15 protein-coding genes and 2 tRNA genes are annotated in these 17,871 nt (G+C 70.1%); 14 read left to right on the plus strand and 3 right to left on the minus strand.

Features of this window, described 5'->3' with window-relative positions; translation table 11 throughout:
- Positions 1-192 precede the first annotated feature (192 nt).
- A tRNA-Gly gene (locus KGD84_RS07925) sits at positions 193-263 on the minus strand.
- Positions 264-430: 167 nt separating this feature from the next.
- Here KGD84_RS07925 and KGD84_RS07930 point away from each other — a divergent pair.
- The 5 genes from KGD84_RS07930 (at position 431) to clpX (ending at position 5,386) form a co-directional block, all read left to right on the plus strand.
- Positions 431-505, plus strand: a tRNA-Pro gene (locus tag KGD84_RS07930).
- A 224-nt stretch (positions 506-729) separates the two neighbouring features.
- On the plus strand, positions 730-2,196 hold the full coding sequence (gene tig / locus KGD84_RS07935) for a trigger factor (protein ID WP_220559616.1): 1,467 nt from the start codon (positions 730-732) through the stop codon (positions 2,194-2,196).
- A 306-nt stretch (positions 2,197-2,502) separates the two neighbouring features.
- On the plus strand, positions 2,503-3,129 hold the full coding sequence (locus tag KGD84_RS07940; protein WP_220559617.1) for a ClpP family protease: 627 nt from the start codon (positions 2,503-2,505) through the stop codon (positions 3,127-3,129).
- Positions 3,130-3,246: 117 nt separating this feature from the next.
- Positions 3,247-3,903, plus strand: a complete 657-nt coding sequence (locus KGD84_RS07945; RefSeq protein ID WP_220559618.1) for an ATP-dependent Clp protease proteolytic subunit — start codon at positions 3,247-3,249, stop codon at positions 3,901-3,903.
- Between the two features lie 211 nt (positions 3,904-4,114).
- Positions 4,115-5,386, plus strand: coding sequence for an ATP-dependent Clp protease ATP-binding subunit ClpX (gene clpX, locus KGD84_RS07950; RefSeq protein WP_260697198.1), 1,272 nt, complete (start codon positions 4,115-4,117; stop codon positions 5,384-5,386).
- Between the two features lie 262 nt (positions 5,387-5,648).
- Here clpX and KGD84_RS07955 read toward each other — a convergent pair whose 3' ends face one another.
- A complete protein-coding gene (locus tag KGD84_RS07955; protein ID WP_220559619.1) occupies positions 5,649-6,362 on the minus strand; it encodes a DUF305 domain-containing protein in 714 nt (237 codons plus the stop codon).
- Between the two features lie 439 nt (positions 6,363-6,801).
- Here KGD84_RS07955 and KGD84_RS07960 point away from each other — a divergent pair, with 439 nt between their 5' ends.
- From KGD84_RS07960 to KGD84_RS07970, 3 genes are all read left to right on the plus strand, one after another.
- Positions 6,802-8,061, plus strand: a complete 1,260-nt coding sequence (locus KGD84_RS07960) for an LVIVD repeat-containing protein (RefSeq protein WP_370634681.1) — start codon at positions 6,802-6,804, stop codon at positions 8,059-8,061.
- 229 nt (positions 8,062-8,290) lie between these two features.
- Entirely contained in the window at positions 8,291-9,715 is a 1,425-nt protein-coding gene (locus KGD84_RS07965) for an LVIVD repeat-containing protein (RefSeq protein WP_220559620.1), read from the plus strand.
- A gap of 123 nt (positions 9,716-9,838) precedes the next feature.
- Positions 9,839-11,242, plus strand: coding sequence for an LVIVD repeat-containing protein (locus KGD84_RS07970; protein WP_220559622.1), 1,404 nt, complete (start codon positions 9,839-9,841; stop codon positions 11,240-11,242).
- 73 nt (positions 11,243-11,315) lie between these two features.
- Here KGD84_RS07970 and KGD84_RS07975 read toward each other — a convergent pair whose 3' ends face one another.
- Positions 11,316-12,563 (minus strand): folylpolyglutamate synthase/dihydrofolate synthase family protein, encoded by a 1,248-nt coding sequence (locus KGD84_RS07975; RefSeq protein WP_220559623.1) that lies wholly within the window; start codon positions 12,561-12,563, stop codon positions 11,316-11,318.
- A gap of 118 nt (positions 12,564-12,681) precedes the next feature.
- Here KGD84_RS07975 and KGD84_RS07980 point away from each other — a divergent pair, with 118 nt between their 5' ends.
- From KGD84_RS07980 to mreD, 6 genes are all read left to right on the plus strand, one after another.
- Positions 12,682-14,034: a bifunctional folylpolyglutamate synthase/dihydrofolate synthase gene (locus KGD84_RS07980; RefSeq protein WP_220559624.1), complete on the plus strand. Its 1,353-nt coding sequence runs from the start codon at positions 12,682-12,684 to the stop codon at positions 14,032-14,034.
- Positions 14,035-14,072: 38 nt separating this feature from the next.
- Positions 14,073-14,468, plus strand: coding sequence for a DUF4233 domain-containing protein (locus tag KGD84_RS07985; protein WP_220559625.1), 396 nt, complete (start codon positions 14,073-14,075; stop codon positions 14,466-14,468).
- Positions 14,469-14,552: 84 nt separating this feature from the next.
- Positions 14,553-14,960: a nucleoside-diphosphate kinase gene (ndk, locus tag KGD84_RS07990; RefSeq protein WP_220559626.1), complete on the plus strand. Its 408-nt coding sequence runs from the start codon at positions 14,553-14,555 to the stop codon at positions 14,958-14,960.
- Between the two features lie 398 nt (positions 14,961-15,358).
- Complete coding sequence (mreB, locus tag KGD84_RS07995) at positions 15,359-16,393, plus strand: rod shape-determining protein (protein WP_220559627.1); 1,035 nt, start codon at positions 15,359-15,361, stop codon at positions 16,391-16,393.
- Entirely contained in the window at positions 16,393-17,295 is a 903-nt protein-coding gene (gene mreC, locus KGD84_RS08000) for a rod shape-determining protein MreC (RefSeq protein WP_220559628.1), read from the plus strand. The genes mreB and mreC overlap by 1 nt, the downstream gene beginning before the upstream one ends.
- Before the next feature lie 2 nt (positions 17,296-17,297).
- Positions 17,298-17,870 (plus strand): rod shape-determining protein MreD, encoded by a 573-nt coding sequence (gene mreD, locus KGD84_RS08005; protein WP_220559629.1) that lies wholly within the window; start codon positions 17,298-17,300, stop codon positions 17,868-17,870.
- The last annotated feature ends 1 nt before the right edge of the window (position 17,871 follow it).

Raw genomic sequence — 17,871 nt, forward strand, 5'->3', positions numbered from 1 at the left:
TCACAGGGGTGCCCGTGTCCGGTCTCGTCGGCGACCCCGCCCGCAAGGTCAACGTACCCGGTCGGGCCGGGTATTCCGCCTCCGGGCCCGAACGGTGTTCGGCCCTGTGGGGGAGCTCACCCGGGCCGGTCCGCGGGGGCCGCGCACGACGGCGGGGGCCGGTGCTCGCGCACCGGCCCCCGCAGTGTGAAGAGCGGGCGACGAGAATCGAACTCGCATGACCAGCTTGGAAGGCTGGGGTTCTACCATTGAACTACGCCCGCGTGGCGCCGGAGCCTTCGAGTTTCCTCTAGACTCGTTGAGCCGACGGGGACAAGACTACAGTCTCCGCAGCGTTGGTCGCACACCCCTTTCCCGGGTCCGTGCGGGCGGCGTGTTCGGTCCGTGCCGGGAACCCGGAGCCGAACACGGTGTTCGGGGAGCAGGCGCACGGGGTGTGGCGCAGCTTGGTTAGCGCGCATGCTTTGGGAGCATGAGGCCGCGGGTTCGAATCCCGCCACCCCGACGAAACCGGCCACGGCGGCGGCTCCGGCCGTGCGCGGTGGCCCCCTGCGCATCTGCCCTAGACTTGGTGCGATCAGCAGGAAACTGTAAGTCCCAGCCCGTCGCAGGGCACCCCGTCGCCGGAGATCGTCAGATCGGGCGGGGGTGCACGCGTGCATTCGCCGTTGTGTGGTGCGCCTGCGGGCCGACGCGGACACCAGCCGGCAAACCTAGGAGTACCGCCCCGTGAAGACCGTTGTCGAGGAGCTGAGCCCGACCCGGGTCAAGCTGACCATCGAGGTGCCCTTCGAGGAGCTCGATCACGCTTTCGACGTGACCTACAAGTCGCTCGCGAAGCAGGTTCGGATCAAGGGCTTCCGCCCGGGCAAGGCGCCGGCGCGACTGATCGACCGTTACGTCGGTCGCGGCGCTGTGATCAGCGAAGCGGTCAACCACGCCGTTCCCGAGCTCTACAACGAGGCCATCCAGAAGGAGGAGATCTTCGCGCTCGGCCAGCCCGACGTGGAGGTCACCAAGCTGGAGGACAACGACGAGCTCGCCTTCACGGCCGAGGTCGACGTCCGCCCCAAGTTCGAGGTCGCCGACTACAAGGGGATCGAGGTGACCGTCGACAGCGCCGAGGTCACCGAGGAGCAGATCGACGAGCAGCTCGGCTTCCTGCGCGAGCGCTTCTCGACCCTGGTCGGCGCCGAGCGCCCGGTCGAGGACGGGGACCACGTCTCCATCGACCTGTCCGCCGCCATCGACGGTGAGAAGCTCGAGGACGTCGCCGTGAGCGGCTACTCCTACGAGGTCGGCACCAACACCATGCTGGAGGGCCTCGACGAGACCCTGCGCGGCATGGAGGCCGGTGCCGAGGCCACCTTCACCACGACCCTGGTGGGCGGCGAGCACGAGGGCAAGGAGGCGGACGTCACCGTCACCGTGCACAGCGTCAAGGTGAAGGAGCTGCCCGAGCTGGACGACGAGTTCGCCCAGCTGGCCAGCGAGTTCGACACCATCGACGAGCTGCGCGGGGACGTGCGCAAGCGCATGACCGAGGTGCGCCGCCTCCAGCAGCTGTCCTCCGCCCGTGACAAGGCCCTGGAGAAGCTGATCGAGTCGATCGAGCTGCCGCTGCCCGACGCGGTCGTCGATGAGGAGATCCAGCGCCGCCGCGAGAGCCTGGAGCAGCAGCTCGCGCAGAGCGGCCTCACCAAGGAGGCCTACCTCGAGTCGCAGGAGAAGACCGAGGAGGAGTTCGAGGAGGAGCTGACCACCGGCGCCCGCTCCGCGGTCAAGGCCGGGTTCATCCTCGACCAGCTGGCCATCCAGGAGGACCTGAGCGCCGACCAGGGCGAGCTCAGCCAGTACGTGTTCGAGCAGGCCCAGCGCATGGGCGTCAGCCCGGACCAGCTGGCCCAGCACCTGGTGCAGTCCAACCAGATCCGCGTCGCCTTCACCGAGGTCGTCCGCGGCAAGGCCATGGACCTGGTGCTGTCCTCCGCGAAGGTCACCGACGAGGACGGCAACGTCATCGAGCAGGAGACCGCCGAGGAGAAGTCGGCCAAGGCCGCCGCCGAGGCCGCCGCCGCGGCCGAGGGCCTGGAGGTCCTGGAGGACGCCGAGGAGGCCCCCGTGGCCGAGGCGACCGAGGAGGCCAAGGCCGACGAGGACGAGGGCACCGAGGCCAAGGCCGACGAGGCCAAGTAGCCCCGGCCGCCGCGCCGAGCGCTCGCGGGCCCCGCACGACCCTCCCGGGTCGGGCGGGGCCCGCCGCTTTCCCCGGGCCGCGCCGACATGGCTTCGAGGGGGTGCGGGCGGTGCGGTGCGGCACCGGAGCGCCCGTTATTCCCGCTCCCGACCGCGTTCTTGTTCGCCTTCGGGAGAACAGGGCCTGCCGGGCTTGCGTCACCCTGCGCTCAAAGCGAACAGGCACGGTATCCGTGCAACCCCGGTGTCGGTCGGCGTTAGTGTCGCTGTATCGCAACCGTTTCGATTCCGGAGCAGGTGACGAGAGTGCCGCCGATCTTTGATGAGTCCTCGCGATTCGACGCTCGTACGTCGGAGCCGCAGTTTTCCCCTTTTCTTGAGCAGACGCCTCAGCGCCTGTTGCGCCAGCGAATCGTTTTCCTCGGCCAGCAGGTCGACGACGAGATCGCCAACCGCCTGGTGGGCGAGCTCCTGCTGCTGTCCGCGGAGGACCGCCAGCGGGACATCACCCTGTACATCAACTCGCCCGGCGGTTCCGTGACCGCGGGCATGGCGATCTACGACGTGATGCAGTACATCCCCAACGACGTCCGCACCGTGGGCATCGGCATGGCCGCCTCGATGGGCCAGATGCTCCTGTGCGCCGGTGCCCCCGGCAAGCGCTACGCGCTGCCGCACACCCGGGTCATGATGCACCAGCCGTCCGGCGGCATCGGGGGCACCGCCTCCGACATCCGCATCCTCGCGGACCAGCTGCTGTACGTGAAGAAGATGTTCATCGAGAAGATCTCCGAGCACACCGGTCAGACGGTCGAGCAGATCGAGAAGGACGCCGACCGCGACCGCTGGTTCACCGCGCAGGAGGCCAAGGACTACGGCTTCATCGACGAGGTCCTGGAGGGCACGCTCGACGTGGCCCAGGATCGCGGCTAGCGATCGGTCGGTGATCGGAACCGTCGGGTCCCGGAGCACCCGGGACCGGCACGGTGACCCCGCCCGACCCGGCGGTGCCGGGATCGGCGTAGTGCGTGGAAGCGTGGAAGGCGTGAAATGACCGAGTTCAATCCCTTTATCGGCGGCACGGCCCCGATGTCTCCCCAGGGCCGCTACGTCCTGCCGTCCTACGTGGAGCGGACGTCCTACGGCGTCAAGGAGATGAATCCGTACAACAAGCTCTTCGAGGAGCGGATCATCTTCGTCGGCGTGCAGATCGACGACACGTCGGCCAACGACCTGATGGCGCAGCTCATCACGCTGGAGCAGCTCGATTCCGAGCGCGACATCCAGATGTACATCAACTCGCCCGGCGGGTCGTTCACCTCGCTCATGGCGATCTACGACACCATGCAGTTCGTCCGCCCGGACATCCAGACGGTGTGCATCGGCCAGGCCGCCTCCGCCGCGGCGATCCTGCTGGCCGGCGGGACCAAGGGCAAGCGGGGCGCGCTGCCCAACGCCCGCATCCTGATCCACCAGCCCGCCACCGAGGGCATGCACGGCCAGGCCAGCGACATCGAGATCCAGGCCAACGAGATCACCCGGATCCGCACCCAGCTGGAGACCACCCTGGCGCGGCACACGGGCCGCACGCCCGAGCAGGTGTCCAAGGACATCGAGCGCGACAAGATCCTCACGGCCGAGGAGGCCAAGGATTACGGCATCATCGACTTCGTGCTCCCTTACCGCAAGGCCTCCCTGAACAAGTAGACCCTGCGGGCACAGGTCGAGAAGGCGTCGACCGGACCGGCCGCCAACCCGCCCGGAAGGGCCCGGTGGTGAAGCCGGTCCGGTTTTTCGCTTAGTCTGGCGAAAGAGCGACACACGGATCGCCCGTCCGTGAACGGACGGGTGCGGGGTATCGGACCCCGCACCGCCGCGGTACGCGGCATCGGCGGCCTTAGTTTCGAGGAGTGGCTGGGTGGCACGCATCGGCGACGGCGGGGACCTGCTGAAGTGCTCGTTCTGCGGCAAGAGCCAGAAGCAGGTGAAGAAGCTCATCGCCGGCCCCGGCGTCTACATCTGCGATGAGTGCATCGACCTCTGCAACGAGATCATCGAGGAGGAGCTCGCCGACTCCACCGAGCTCTCCTGGGATGCGTTGCCCAAGCCGCGGGAGATCTACGAGTTCCTGGATTCGTATGTGATCGGGCAGGAGCAGGCGAAGAAGGCGTTGTCGGTGGCGGTCTACAACCACTACAAGCGGGTGCGCTCGGAGGGGGAGCGTCCGGGTGGTGAGGATGTGGAGATCGCGAAGTCGAACATCCTGCTGTTGGGTCCGACGGGGTCGGGCAAGACGTTGTTGGCGCAGACGCTGGCGCGGATTTTGAACGTGCCGTTCGCGATCGCCGATGCGACGGCGCTGACGGAGGCGGGGTATGTCGGTGAGGATGTGGAGAACATCCTGTTGAAGTTGATCCAGGCGGCCGATTACGACGTGAAGAAGGCCGAGACGGGGATCATCTACATCGACGAGGTGGACAAGGTCGCTCGTAAGAGTGAGAATCCGTCGATCACGCGGGATGTGTCGGGGGAGGGTGTGCAGCAGGCGTTGTTGAAGATCTTGGAGGGGACGACGGCGAGTGTGCCTCCGCAGGGTGGGCGGAAGCATCCTCATCAGGAGTTCATTCAGATCGATACGACGAATGTGCTGTTCATCTGTGGTGGGGCGTTTGCGGGGTTGGACAAGATCATCGAGTCGCGTACGGGGCGGCAGGGGATGGGGTTCAACGCGGTGTTGCGGTCGAAGGAGGAGTTGGCGGGGGGCGGTTTCGGTGAGGTGATGCCGGAGGACCTGTTGAAGTTCGGGATGATTCCGGAGTTCATCGGGCGGTTGCCGGTGATCACGAGTGTGCATGATCTGGATCGGGGGGCGTTGATCCGGATTCTGACGGAGCCGCGTAATGCGTTGGTGAAGCAGTATCAGCGGTTGTTCGAGTTGGACGGTGTGGGGTTGGAGTTCACGCCGGACGCGTTGGAGGCGATCGCGGAGCAGGGGATCATTCGGGGGACGGGTGCGCGTGGGTTGCGGGCGATCATCGAGGAGGTGTTGTTGTCGGTGATGTACGAGGTGCCGTCTCGTGAGGATGTGGGTCGGGTGATCATTTCGCGGGAGACGGTGATCGACAACGTGAATCCGACGATCGTGCCGCGGGCGCAGATCGAGCCCGAGCACCGCGAGAAGTCCGCCTGAGCCTTCCGCCGCCGCACATGAGAGGACGGCGCCCTCCCGACGGAGGGCGCCGTCCTCTCTTTCCGTTCCGGGGCCGGTCCCGGGGCGTGATCGATGGGTGCTTTCGCGTGGCTCGGCGCCTGCACCGGGTGCCGGGAGCGGGCACCGGGCGGTTTCCCGCAAGGCGCCCGGCGAGACCGGCCCGGGGAGGCCGTCCGAGCACAGACGGCGCGGCGGGAGGAAGCCTCGCGGCCGCGACCCGGAACGATCCGCCGAACGCGCCCTAGTCCTCGTTCTCGAGGACGGCCTCCATGCGCTCGATCTCGGTGTTCTGCTCGGCGATGAGGTCGTTGGCCATCCTCATCACCGTCTGGTCCTTGCCGTTCTCCAGGACCTCCTCGGCCATGGTCACCGCGCCGCGGTGGTGGGCCGTCATCAGCTCCACGAACAGCCGGTCGAACTCGTCGCCGTCGGCGGCCTCCAGCCGGCCCATGTCCTCCTCGGAGACCATGCCCGGCATGTCCTCGTGGTCCACCTGGAGGTCGCAGGCGGGGACCTCGCCCTCGCCGTGGTGGTCGCCGTCCCCCTCCAGCCCGCAGAAGTTCTGGTGGGCGGGGTTCTCCCGGGCCGGGCCGAAGACATTCGTCTCCAGCCAGCTCTCCATGGCGGTGATCTCCGGGCCCTGGGCGGCGCTGATCCGCTCGGCGATGCCGCCGATGCCCTCGCGCCGGTGGCGCTCGGGGGCCAGGTCGGTCATCTCCAGGGCCTGGGCGTGGTGCTCGATCATCTTCACCAGGTAGACGACGTCGGCCTCGTTGTGGCCCTGCTCCTCGGCCAGGGCGGCGATCTGGTCGGCCGTGGCCGGGGAGGACGACTCGCCGGGAGCGCCGGGGGCGATGACGTTCGCCGACTCCTGCGGCTGCTCGTCCTCCCCGGTGCAGGCCGAGGTTCCCAGGAGTACGAGGGCGGTTCCTGCCGCGAGTACCAGGCGACGCACGGGGTGTCCTCCAAGAACGGGGGTGTGGGGCGGGCCCGGGGGCTGTGCGCCGCCTCCGGCGCGGCGGGCCGGTCGGAGGAGAACGCTCTGCTGGGCTTTCTACTCACTGCCCGGGTGTTTTGTCCACCCTTGGGGGCGTGTCTCCATCGTTTTGTTCGCTCCGCGTGTCCCGGCCGTCCCGTATGTCAGACCTGGTGCCTGTGTACCCATGGCGGCGTTTCTGCTGGTCCGTTGGCCATCGGGAGAGTAAAACACAAAGTAGGCGATTTGTTGCTCTTTGTGTCGGAGGTGGGCCGTGGGCGGGGAGACGGGGCGAGGGGAGGGGCCGGCCCGCGCGCTCCTGCGCTGGGGCGGCGCCAGCGCGGCCGCGGTCCTGCTGGCCGCCGCGACCGCGGTCCCCGGGGCGGCGGTCGCGGAGCAGGACGTCTCCGCCGAGGGCGTGGTCCGGGTGGGCGGCCTGCCCCGGCCCGCGCCGCTGGACCGGGAGGGCGCCTTCAACTCCGACCTGGCGTTCACCGGCGACCACGCCATCGGCGGCAACTACGACGGCTTCGTCGTCTACGACATCTCCGACCCGACCCGGCCCCGGGTGGTGTCCACGGTCCTGTGCCCGGGCGGCCAGGGCGACGTGTCGGTCAGCGGCGACCTGCTGTACTTCTCCGTCGACTACCCCCGCGCCGGCGACGAGTGCGGCGCTGCGGCGGCACCGGCCACCGAGGCCGGCGCGTTCGAGGGCATCCGGATCTTCGACATCTCCGACAAGGAGAACCCGCGGTACGTGGCGGCGGTGCGCACCGACTGCGGCTCGCACACCAACACCCTCGTTCCGGGCGAGGACGGCGAGAGCGACCTCGTCTACGTGTCGTCCTACTCGCCCTCGCCGGACTTCCCCGACTGCCGGCCGCCGCACGACAAGATCTCGATCATCGAGGTGCCGCACGACGACCCGGCCTCGGCCGCGATCGTCAACGAGCCGGTGCTGTTCCCCGACGGCGGGGCCGAGTCCACCACCGGCTGCCACGACATCACGGCCTACCCCGAGCGCGGCATCGCGGCCGCCGCCTGCCTGGGCGACGGGCTGCTGCTCGACATCTCCGACCCGGTGGAGCCGCGGGTGCTCGACCGGGTGCGGGACCCGAATTTCGCCTTCTGGCATTCGGCGACGTTCACCGACGACGCCCGGTACGTCCTGTTCACCGACGAGCTGGGCGGGGGGAGCGCCGCCGTCTGCACCGAGGAGACCGGATCCGAACGCGGGGCGAACGCGGTCTATTCACTCAGCGGTTCCGGGGACCAATGGGAACTCGATTTCAGGAGCTACTACAAACTGCCGCGCCATCAGACCGAAACCGAGAACTGTGTGGCGCACAATGGCTCGCTGATCCCTGTCGCGGGGCGGGACTACTTCGTCCAGTCGTGGTACCAGGGCGGGGTCTCCGTCATCGACCTGACCGACCCCGAGAGTCCGGAGGAGATCGGCCACTTCGACCGGGGGCCCTGGGATCCCGGGGCCCTGCGCACCGCGGGTTCCTGGTCGGCGTACTACTACAACGGGCACGTCTACTCGTCCGACATCCGGAACGGGCTCGACGTCCTCCGGCTCACCGACCCGCGCCTGGAGCAGGCACAGGGCGTGGTCATGGAGGAGTTCAACCCCCAGTCGCAAACGTCCTTTTCCGGACATGGACAACATCCGTAACAACGGTCGCCACCTGGGAGAACATGGAAGCGCATAGGAGGGCGCTGGGAACCGCCGACCCGCGCGGCGCACCACCGACCCCCGAGGGAACCTAGGCACCGTGCGTAGCCGGATGGGGTCGTGTGGACAGTGTGTTAACTGGTGTGTTTCTTTTGTTCCCCCCTATACAGATAGATGTTGAAGTGTGTACTTTCTTCCTGTTCAGCGCCAGACCCGAACAGGAGCCCCCATGGCGTCCTCCCCCATGCCAACCCCTCCGCCGCGTTCGTGGAGATCCACGCTGAAGAGGGGAGCGGTCGCCCTCACCGGTGCCACCGCCCTCGTCGCGTCCCTCCTCGCCCCCTCCGCCGCCTCCGCCGACCCGGCCTTCACCAGTGACGCGGACACCAGCGCCAACGTCACGCACATCGCCAACGTCCCCAAGACCGAGGTGATGAGCGACTTCAACTCCGACCTGGCGTTCACCGGCGACTACGCCATCGGCGGCAACTACAACGGGTTCGTCATCTACGACATCTCCACCCCGGAGAGCCCGACGGTCGTCTCCGAGGTCCTGTGCCCGGGCGGCCAGGGCGACGTGTCGGTCAGCGGCGACCTGCTGTACTTCTCCGTCGACTACGCCCGCGCCAGCGACGAGTGCGGCGCCCCCTCGGTGCCGACCAGCGACCCGAACGGGTTCGAGGGCATCCGGATCTTCGACATCTCCGACAAGGAGAACCCGGAGTACGTGGCGGCGGTGCGCACCGACTGCGGCTCGCACACCAACACCCTCGTCCCGGGCAAGGACGGCGAGCACGAGTACATCTACGTCTCCTCGTACTCCCCGTCGGCGAACTTCCCCAACTGCCAGCCGCCGCACGACAAGATCTCGATCATCGAGGTCCCCATCGACGACCCGGCCTCCGCGCAGGTCATCGACGCGCCCGTCCTCTTCCCCGAGGGCGGCTACCGCAACACCAGCGGCTGCCACGACATCACCGTCTACCCGAAGCACGACATCGCCGCGGGCGCCTGCATGGGCGACGGCATCCTGATGGACATCTCCGACCCGGCCGCCCCGGTCGTCACCGACGTCGTCCAGGACACCAACTTCGCGTTCTGGCACTCGGCGACGTTCACCAACGACGGCGCCACCGTGATGTTCACCGACGAGCTCGGCGGCGGTGGCGGCGCGACCTGCCTGGAGAGCATCGGCTCCGAGCGCGGCGCCAACGCCATCTACACCATCGACGGCTTCAAGAAGGGCGAGCCCGAGCTGTCCTTCGAGGGGTACTTCAAGATCCCGCGCATGCAGGGCAGCACCGAGAACTGCGTGGCGCACAACGGCTCGCTCATCCCGGTCCCGGGCCGCGACTTCTTCGTCCAGTCCTGGTACCAGGGCGGCGTCTCCGTCATCGACTTCAACGACCCGTCCGACCCGCAGGAGATCGGCTACTTCGACCGGGGCCCGATCGATGACAGCCGCCTCGTGCTCGGCGGCTCCTGGTCGGCCTACTACTACAACGGCTACGTCTACTCCTCGGACATCACCCGGGGCCTGGACGTCATCAAGCTGGAGGACCCGCGCTTCCGTGTGGCCGAGCAGGTCCACATGAGCGAGTTCAACCCGCAGTCGCAGCCGGAGTACCGCCCGGGAAGGGGCAACGGCCGCTGACCGCCCCCGAAGACGCCCCCGGCCCTCCGGGGCAGGGGCGGGTGACGTGAGAGGGGCCGCGGCCGTGCACGCCGCGGCCCCTTCACGTACCCCTCGAACACCCCCTAGTGCACAGGAGTCCCGATGCCTGCACCCCGCAACAGGAGAGGCCTGAGCCGTTCCGTCGCCCTGGCGGCGACGGCCGCGGCCTCTCTGCTCGTGGGCCTGCTCGGCCCGGCGACCGCGTACGCGGACACGCCCCCGGCCGACTCGATCCACAGTGCCAACATCGAGCACGTGGCCTACGTGCCCAAGCCCTCCACCGTCCGCAACGTCAACTCCGACCTGGCGTTCACCGGCGACTACGCCATCGGCGGCAACTACGACGGCTTCGTCATCTACGACATCTCCGACCCCGAGAACACCAGGGTCCTGACCGAGGTGCTGTGCCCGGGCGGGCAGGGCGACGTGTCGGTCAGCGGCGACCTGCTGTACTTCTCCGTCGACTACGCCCGCGCGAGTGACGAGTGCGGTGCCCCGGCCGTGCCGACCAGCGACCCGAACGGGTTCGAGGGCATCCGGATCTTCGACATCTCCGACAAGGAGAACCCGGAGTACGTGGCGGCGGTGCGCACCGACTGCGGCTCGCACACCAACACCCTGGTCCCGAGCAAGGACGGCGAGAGCGACCTCATCTACGTGTCGTCCTACTCGCCCTCGTCCAACTTCCCCAACTGCCGGCCGCCGCACGACAAGATCTCGATCATCGAGGTGCCGCACGACGACCCGGCCTCGGCCGCGATCGTCAACGAGCCGGTCCTGTTCCCCGACGGCGGCAACCACGACCAGGACGGCCTGCTGCTGCCCACCCAGGGCTGCCACGACATCACCGTCTACGCCGAGAAGGACATCGCCGCGGGCGCCTGCATGGGCGACGGCATCCTGATGGACATCTCCGACCCCGTGAACCCGGTGGTCACCGAGGTCGTCCAGGACCCGAACTTCGCGTTCTGGCACTCGGCGACGTTCACCAACGACGCCCGGAACGTGGTGTTCACCGACGAGCTGGGCGGCGGCGGGGCCCCGACCTGCACCGAGGAGATCGGCGGCCAGCGCGGCGCCAACGCCATCTACTCCATCAACGGCACCGACGCGGCGCCGGAGATGGACTTCGCCAGCTACTACAAGATCGACCGGCACCAGGGCGACCAGGTCTGCGTCGCGCACAACGGCTCGCTCATCCCGGTCCCGGGCCAGGACTTCTTCGTCCAGTCCTGGTACCAGGGCGGCGTGTCCATCATGGACTTCAACAACCCGAGGAAGCCGAAGGAGATCGCCTTCTTCGACGTGGACTCCCGGGTCGAGGAGGGTGTCCTGGACAACGACACCTGGTCGACGTACTACTACAACGGCTACATCTACTCCAACGACATCACCCGGGGCCTCGACGTCCTGAAGGTGACCGATCCGCGCCTGCGGGCGGCCGAGCGCATCACGTTCGACGAGCTCAACCCGCAGAACCAGGAGAGCTACCGGCCCGGCCGCTAGGCCGTGACCGGTCCACTCCGTGAAGGCGGGGGCGGCGCCCGGGGCGCCGCCCCCGCCCCCTCTCCCGGACCGGTCAGCCGAAGAGGCGGTCGGTCGGCACGTCCAGGACCTCGGTCATCCGGCCGGTGAAGTAGACCGTGCCCAGCGCCAGTACCCGGTCGCCCAGGGCGGCCACCCGTGCGGGGGAGAGGTCGGCGGCGTCCACCCGGCCCCAGTGCGCGGGCGGGGCGTACTCGAACCGCAGGTGCGCCTCGGGCAGGCGCACCATGGTGACCGGCAGGTCGCCCAGCACCGCCACGGCGCCGGAGACGTCCTTGTGGTCGGGCAGGCACAGCAGCACGTGGTCCACCCCGCCCCAGGCGGCGCGCGCGTGGGCCAGCGCCGCGGCCACCCCCACCCGGTCGATCGCCGAGTCCACGATGGCCTCCGCCCCGGGCGTGCCCGGAACCGGGTGCCGCGACAGCCGGGCGGGCAGCCGCAGGGTGCGCAGCACCGCGTGCAGCCGGGCCGGGTCCAGCGGGCCCCGGCCCAGGTGCTCCAGCATCCGGGCGGCGGCGGCCGTGCCCAGCACGCCCGAGGCCGCCGACAGCCCCGGCGGGCGCAGGTCCGCGGGCGGTTCCGTCCCGGGCGCCTCCGGATCGGCGACCTCGGCCCGTACCCGGCCCCCGGTCGCCTCCTCCAGGGCGGCGTCCACGGCCGCGGCCACCTCCGGGGTCTGCGGCAGCCGGACCAGGCGCCGGGTGCGCCCGCCGGCCACGCGCGCCTTCTCCCGGGCGATCTCGGTCACGGTGTCCCCAAGGATCCCCACGTGTTCGGCGAAGACCGCGCCGAGGGCGACCACCTCGGGGCCGATCAGCCGCAGCTCGTCGCGGTGGCCGCCCATCCCGGCCTCCAGCACGCACACGTCGGCGCCGACGTCGCGGGCGTGCAGCAGGGCCGCGACGAGGAACACCCCGCTCGGCGCCAGGTACCCGCCGGACTCCGCGGGGCCGGGCAGGCCGCGCCGTGCCCGGTCGATCCGCGCGCCCAGGGAGTCCAGCACCCCGTCGGAGACCGAGGCCCCGTCCACCCGCACCCGCTCCCGGTAGGAGCGGAAGCTGGGCCCGGTGGCCAGCACGGTCCGCAGCCCCGCCGAGGACAGGGCGGCCGCCGCCGTGGTGGCCGTGGTGCCCTTGCCCTTGGAGCCGACCACCCCCAGCACCGGGGGCCGGGCGCCGTCCAGGTCCAGCGCGCGCATCAGCTCCCGGGCGCGCTCCAGGCTGCGGGTCGAGCCGGCGGCGCGGCCGGCCCACTCGGAGAAGAAAGGGTCAAGGTCGGGCATGCCCCCAGTATGCTCCCGGCCATATCGGGGTCCGGACCCCGTACCCGGAGGTCACGCCCCGGCCGGGCCGCGTACACTGACGCGGTGTGTACACCCCGACTCCGACCTCTCAGCAGCCGTGAGTGAGGACCGCGCCGACGCGCGCTACGCCGAAGTGACGGCGCAGATCCTCGCCCGGGCGCCCGAGACCGACATCGACCCCCGCTTGGACCGCGTCCGCACCCTGCTGGACCTCTTGGGCGATCCACAGCGGAACTTCCGGGTCATCCACGTCACGGGTACCAACGGCAAGACCTCCACCGCCCGCATGATCGACGCGCTCATGCGCGCCCGGGGGCTGCGCACGGGCCGCTACACCAGCCCGCACCTGCGCACCGTCCGGGAACGCATCGTCGTCGACGGGGAGCCCGTCTCCCAGGAGCGGTTCGTCGAGACCTTCGACGACATCCGCCCCTACATCGAGATGGCCGACGAGATGAACGACGCTCCCCTGTCGTTCTTCGAGATCCTGACGGTGATGGCCTACGCGGTCTTCGCCGACACCCCGGTCGACGTGGCCGTCGTCGAGGTGGGCATGGGAGGCCGCTGGGACGCCACCAACGTGGTGGACGGCGACGTCGCGGTGATCACACCCATCGGTATCGACCACACCGACTACCTGCCCGACACCGTCGAGGGCATCGCCGAGGAGAAGGCGGGCATCATCAAGCCCGACTCCGTCGCGGTGATCGCCCAGCAGCCGGTGGCCGCGGCCGAGGTCCTGCTGCGCAACGCGTCCGAGGTCGGCGCCCGGGTGACCCGCGAGGGCATGGAGTTCGGGGTGCTGGGCCGCGAGGTCGCGGTGGGCGGTCAGCAGATCGCCGTCAAGGGGCTCACCGCGAGCTACGAGAACCTCTTCCTGCCGATGTTCGGCGCCCACCAGGCGTCGAACGCCGCCGTGGCCGTGGCCGCGGTCGAGGCGTTCGCCGCCGCGGGCGAGGACGCGGCCGGCCTGGACCCCGGCATCGTCGCCGAGGCCCTCGCCGGGGTCGATTCCCCCGGGCGTCTGGAGGTGGTGCGCACCAGCCCCACCGTCATCGCGGACGCCGCCCACAACCCGGCCGGAATGATCGCGACGGCCGCGGCCGTGGAGGAGTCCTTCGGCTTCTCCCGCCTGGTGGGCGTGGTCGCGATCATGGCCGACAAGGACGTCGAAGGGATCCTGGATCCCCTGGAACCGTTGCTCGACGAGATCGTCGTCACCCGCAACTCCTCACCCCGCTCCCTCGACCCGGAGTCCCTGGCCGCCATCGCGGTGGGCATCTTCGGCGAGGACCGCGTCCACCTGGCGCCCCGACTCGACGACGCGATCGACCTGGCAGTGGGCCGGGCCGAGGACGACGGCGAGTTCGGCGGCTCCGGGGTGCTCGTCACCGGCTCGGTGGTCACCGCGGGCGACGCGGTCCACCTGCTGCGGGGCGCGGGGGAGTAGCGGGCCGACGCGCTCTCATTACGAAGGGAATTCCCACCGTGCGTGTCGTCTGCGCCGTCGTTCTGGCCTTCGAGGTCATCGTCATCGGCCTCTTCATCCCGGTCGCCGTGACCCTGGCGGGCATGGACCCCGCCTTCGCCGGAGGGCTGTGGGGCACCATGGCCGTCGCGGCCCTGGTGCTCGCCGGGCTCCAGAAGCACCGCTGGGCCCACTACGCGTCCTGGGCGCTCCAGGCCGTGTTCCTGTTCACCTCGTTCATGCTCCCGGGGGGCATGCTGGTCGCCGTGGTCTTCGTGTCCCTGTGGGTGACCGGTGTCGTCCTGGGCCGCCGGACCGACGAGATGAAGGCCGCCCATCAGGCGCGGGCCGAGGCCGAGGCCGCCCGGGAGGCCGAGACCGCCGTCGGTGCCTCGTCGGAGTCCCGAACGCGATAGTGTGACGCACGTTTCCGCGTGCACAGACGCCGTGGGCGTCGTGCCCTCGCGCCACGCGGAGTCCAGTGAGGAGCTGAATCGCACGTGGAACGCACTCTCGTTCTCATCAAGCCGGACGGCGTCCGCCGCAGCATCGTCGGCGAGGTCATCTCGCGCATCGAGCGCAAGGGCCTGAGGATCGTCGCGATGGAGCTGCGCACGCTCGACGCCGAGACTGCCAAGACCCACTACGAGGAGCACGCCGAGCGTCCGTTCTTCGGCTCCCTGGTGGAGTTCATCACCGGCGGCCCGCTGGTGGCGCTGGTGGTCGAGGGCGAGCGCGCCGTCGAGGCGTTCCGCGCCCTGGCCGGCGCGACCGACCCGGTCACCGCCTCCCCGGGCACCATCCGCGGCGACTTCGCCCTGGAGGTGCAGCAGAACATCGTGCACGGCTCGGACTCCACCTACTCCGCCGAGCGCGAGATCAAGCTGTTCTTCCCCGACCTGGGCTGATCCCGGTCGCCGGAACCGAGGCCGAAGGGCCGCCCCCGCCGGGGGCGGCCCTTCGCGCCGTTCGGGGGGCGATTGCGCCGAACCCCCCGCACGCCGGGGGCCGCGCGGCTACGCTGTGCTTCCCGGAGCCCCCGCCCGGCCCGGGCCCTCCCGCACCCGGGGACACTCCCGGAGCCCCGGGCCCGTCTCCCGCCGTCCCCCGCGGCCGACGGCGCCGACGGCGCCGCACTTCCGTCCGCGCGCCGCGGACGCGGAGAAGACAACGATTCGGTGTGTTTGCGTAACCAACTAAGTGCCGACCGTTACGATACGGGGGACTGAATACCTATCGTGCCGGAACGACTACGTATGGTCGCCCCGTGCAACCACGTCCGACACGGCGCCTCTGAGGACGTTACATGCCGAACAACCTTGCTTTTCTCGGCCGGGACATGGCCGTCGACCTGGGGACCGCCAACACGCTCGTGTACGTGCGTGGCCGCGGCATCGTCCTGAACGAACCCTCGGTCGTCGCCCTCAACACCTCGACCGGCAAGATCGTCGCCGTGGGCATCGAGGCCAAGCAGATGATCGGCCGCACCCCGACCAACATCACCGCCATCCGCCCGCTCAAGGACGGCGTCATCGCCGACTTCGAGATCACCGAGCGGATGCTGCGCTACTTCATCCAGAAGATCCACCGCCGCCGCCACTTCGCCAAGCCCCGCATCATCGTCGCGGTCCCCAGCGGTATCACCTCCGTGGAGCACCGCGCGGTCAAGGAGGCCGGGTACCAGGCGGGCGCGCGCCGGGTCTACATCATCGAGGAGCCCATGGCCGCCGCCATCGGCGCCGGGCTCCCCGTCCACGAACCGACCGGCAACATGGTCGTGGACATCGGCGGCGGCACCACCGAGGTCGCCGTCATCTCCATGGGCGGCATCGTCACCTCCCAGTCCATCCGGGTCGGCGGCGACGAGCTGGACCAGGCGATCATGACCTTCGTCAAGAAGGAGTACTCCCTGATGATCGGGGAGCGCACCGCCGAAGAGCTCAAGCTCGCCATCGGCTCGGCCTACCCGACCGGGGCCGAGGAACTGCACGCCGAGGTGCGCGGCCGCGACCTCATCAGCGGCCTGCCCAAGACCATCGTCATGTCCGAGTCCGACGTCCGCCAGGCCGTCGAGGAGCCCGTCACCGCCATCATCGACGCGGTCCGCACCAGCCTCGACAAGTGCCCGCCCGAGCTGTCCGGCGACATCATGGACCGCGGCATCGCCGTCACCGGGGGCGGGGCCCTGCTGCGGGGCCTGGACGAGCGCCTCCTGCACGAGACCGGGATGCCCATCCACGTGGCGGACAACGCCCTGGACTCGGTCGCCATCGGCTCCGGCACCTGTGTGGAGAACTACGAGCGCCTCCACCAGGTCCTCGTCCCCGAGCGGCGGCGCTGATGCTGCGCGACAGCCCGAGGTCCCGGCTCACCCTGACGGTGCTCGTCGTCCTGTCGGTGGTCCTGCTCGTCCTGGACGGCCGCGAGGGCCCGAACCCGGTCACCGCGGCGGCCCGCGCGGGCGGCGAACTGGTCTTCGCCCCCGCCGCCGCGGGCGTGGGGTACGTCGCCGCGCCGTTCGGCGGCCTCTACGACACCGTACGGCGCGCCCCCGGGGCCTCCGAACGCATCGCGGAACTCGAGGCGGCCAACGCCGACCTCAAGGAGGAGCTGCACGCCGCCCGCCTCGACGAGGACCGCGCCGAGCGCCTCGACGAGCTCCTGCACCTGTCCGGGATGGGCGGCTACGAGATCGTCCCGGCCCAGGCGGTCACCCGCACCACACCGCGCGGCTACGCCGACGTCGCCACCATCGACGCCGGGACCGAGTCCGGGATCGCCCCGGACATGACCGTGGTCAACGGCCAGGGGCTGGTCGGCCGGGTCATCGAGGCCGGCCCGCGCACCGCCACGGTGCTGCTCGCCACCGACGTCACCTCCGCGGTCGGCGCCCGCCTGGAGTCGACCCGCAAGATCGGCGTCGTCACCGGGGGCACCGTGCCCGGCGGGCCCGAGGCCGACCTCACCCTGGAGCTGTTCGACATGGAGGCGCCCGTGGAGGCCGGGGACCGGCTGGTCACCCTCGGCTCGCACGAGGGGGCGCCGTTCGTCCCCGGTGTGCCCATCGGCACCGTCGAGGAGGTGCAGGCCGCCCCCGGGGCGCTCAGCCGGCTCGCGGTGCTGACGCCCGCGGTCGACTTCGCCTCGCTGGACACGGTCGGCGTCGTCGTCGCCGGCCCGGCCGAGGACCCCAGGGACTCCGTGCTCCCGCCCAAGCCCGACGCACCCGAGAGGGAGAAGTAGCCATGAGGTCCGCCGTGACCCTGCTCTCGGTGGCCGCGGTCGTGCTCGTCCAGGCGGTGGTCGTCAACCGGCTGCCGTTCGGCGCGCTCTCCGACGGCGGCCCCGGCCCCGACCTGGCCGTGGCCGCCATCGTGGCCCTGGCCCTGACCACCGCCCCCGCCGCCGCCGCGGGCTGGGGGTTCGGCATCGGGCTGGCCCTGGACGTGCTGCCCCCGGCCGACCACGCGATCGGCCGCTACGCCCTGATCCTGTGCCTGGCCGGGTACCTGGTGTCGCTGGTCCACCGCAACACCGGGGCGCCCGGCGGGGTCGGCGCCCGCACCTCGCGCCTGTTCGCCCTGGGCGCCGTCCTGGCCACCTCGCTCGGCGTCGGCCTGGCCTACGCCGGGCTGGGCGTGCTCATGGGCGACCCGCGCACGGGCCTGTCCGACACCGTGGTCGCCGTCGGCGTCGGCGCGGCGCTCACCCTGGTGGTCGCCCCGCTGGTGACCCTGCCCCTGCTGTGGCTGCGCGAGTCCCTGTCGGACCACGAGTTCGCCACCGTCCAGGGGCCCATGTCCCCCCGGGGGTGGTGAC

This window comes from Nocardiopsis changdeensis (assembly GCF_018316655.1).
Taxonomy (GTDB): domain Bacteria; phylum Actinomycetota; class Actinomycetes; order Streptosporangiales; family Streptosporangiaceae; genus Nocardiopsis; species Nocardiopsis changdeensis.

What these genes read in the sequence shown, in the direction of transcription:
- KGD84_RS07945 (WP_220559618.1), top strand. Translation starts at nt 3,247, where the DNA reads ATGACCGAGTTCAATCCCTTTATCGGCGGCACGGCCCCGATGTCTCCC.
- KGD84_RS07965 (WP_220559620.1), top strand. Translation starts at nt 8,291, where the DNA reads ATGGCGTCCTCCCCCATGCCAACCCCTCCGCCGCGTTCGTGGAGATCC.
- mreB (WP_220559627.1), top strand. Translation starts at nt 15,359, where the DNA reads ATGCCGAACAACCTTGCTTTTCTCGGCCGGGACATGGCCGTCGACCTG.
- mreD (WP_220559629.1), top strand. Translation starts at nt 17,298, where the DNA reads ATGAGGTCCGCCGTGACCCTGCTCTCGGTGGCCGCGGTCGTGCTCGTC.
- KGD84_RS07975 (WP_220559623.1), bottom strand. Translation starts at nt 12,563, where the DNA reads ATGCCCGACCTTGACCCTTTCTTCTCCGAGTGGGCCGGCCGCGCCGCC.
- mreC (WP_220559628.1), top strand. Translation starts at nt 16,393, where the DNA reads ATGCTGCGCGACAGCCCGAGGTCCCGGCTCACCCTGACGGTGCTCGTC.
- KGD84_RS07970 (WP_220559622.1), top strand. Translation starts at nt 9,839, where the DNA reads ATGCCTGCACCCCGCAACAGGAGAGGCCTGAGCCGTTCCGTCGCCCTG.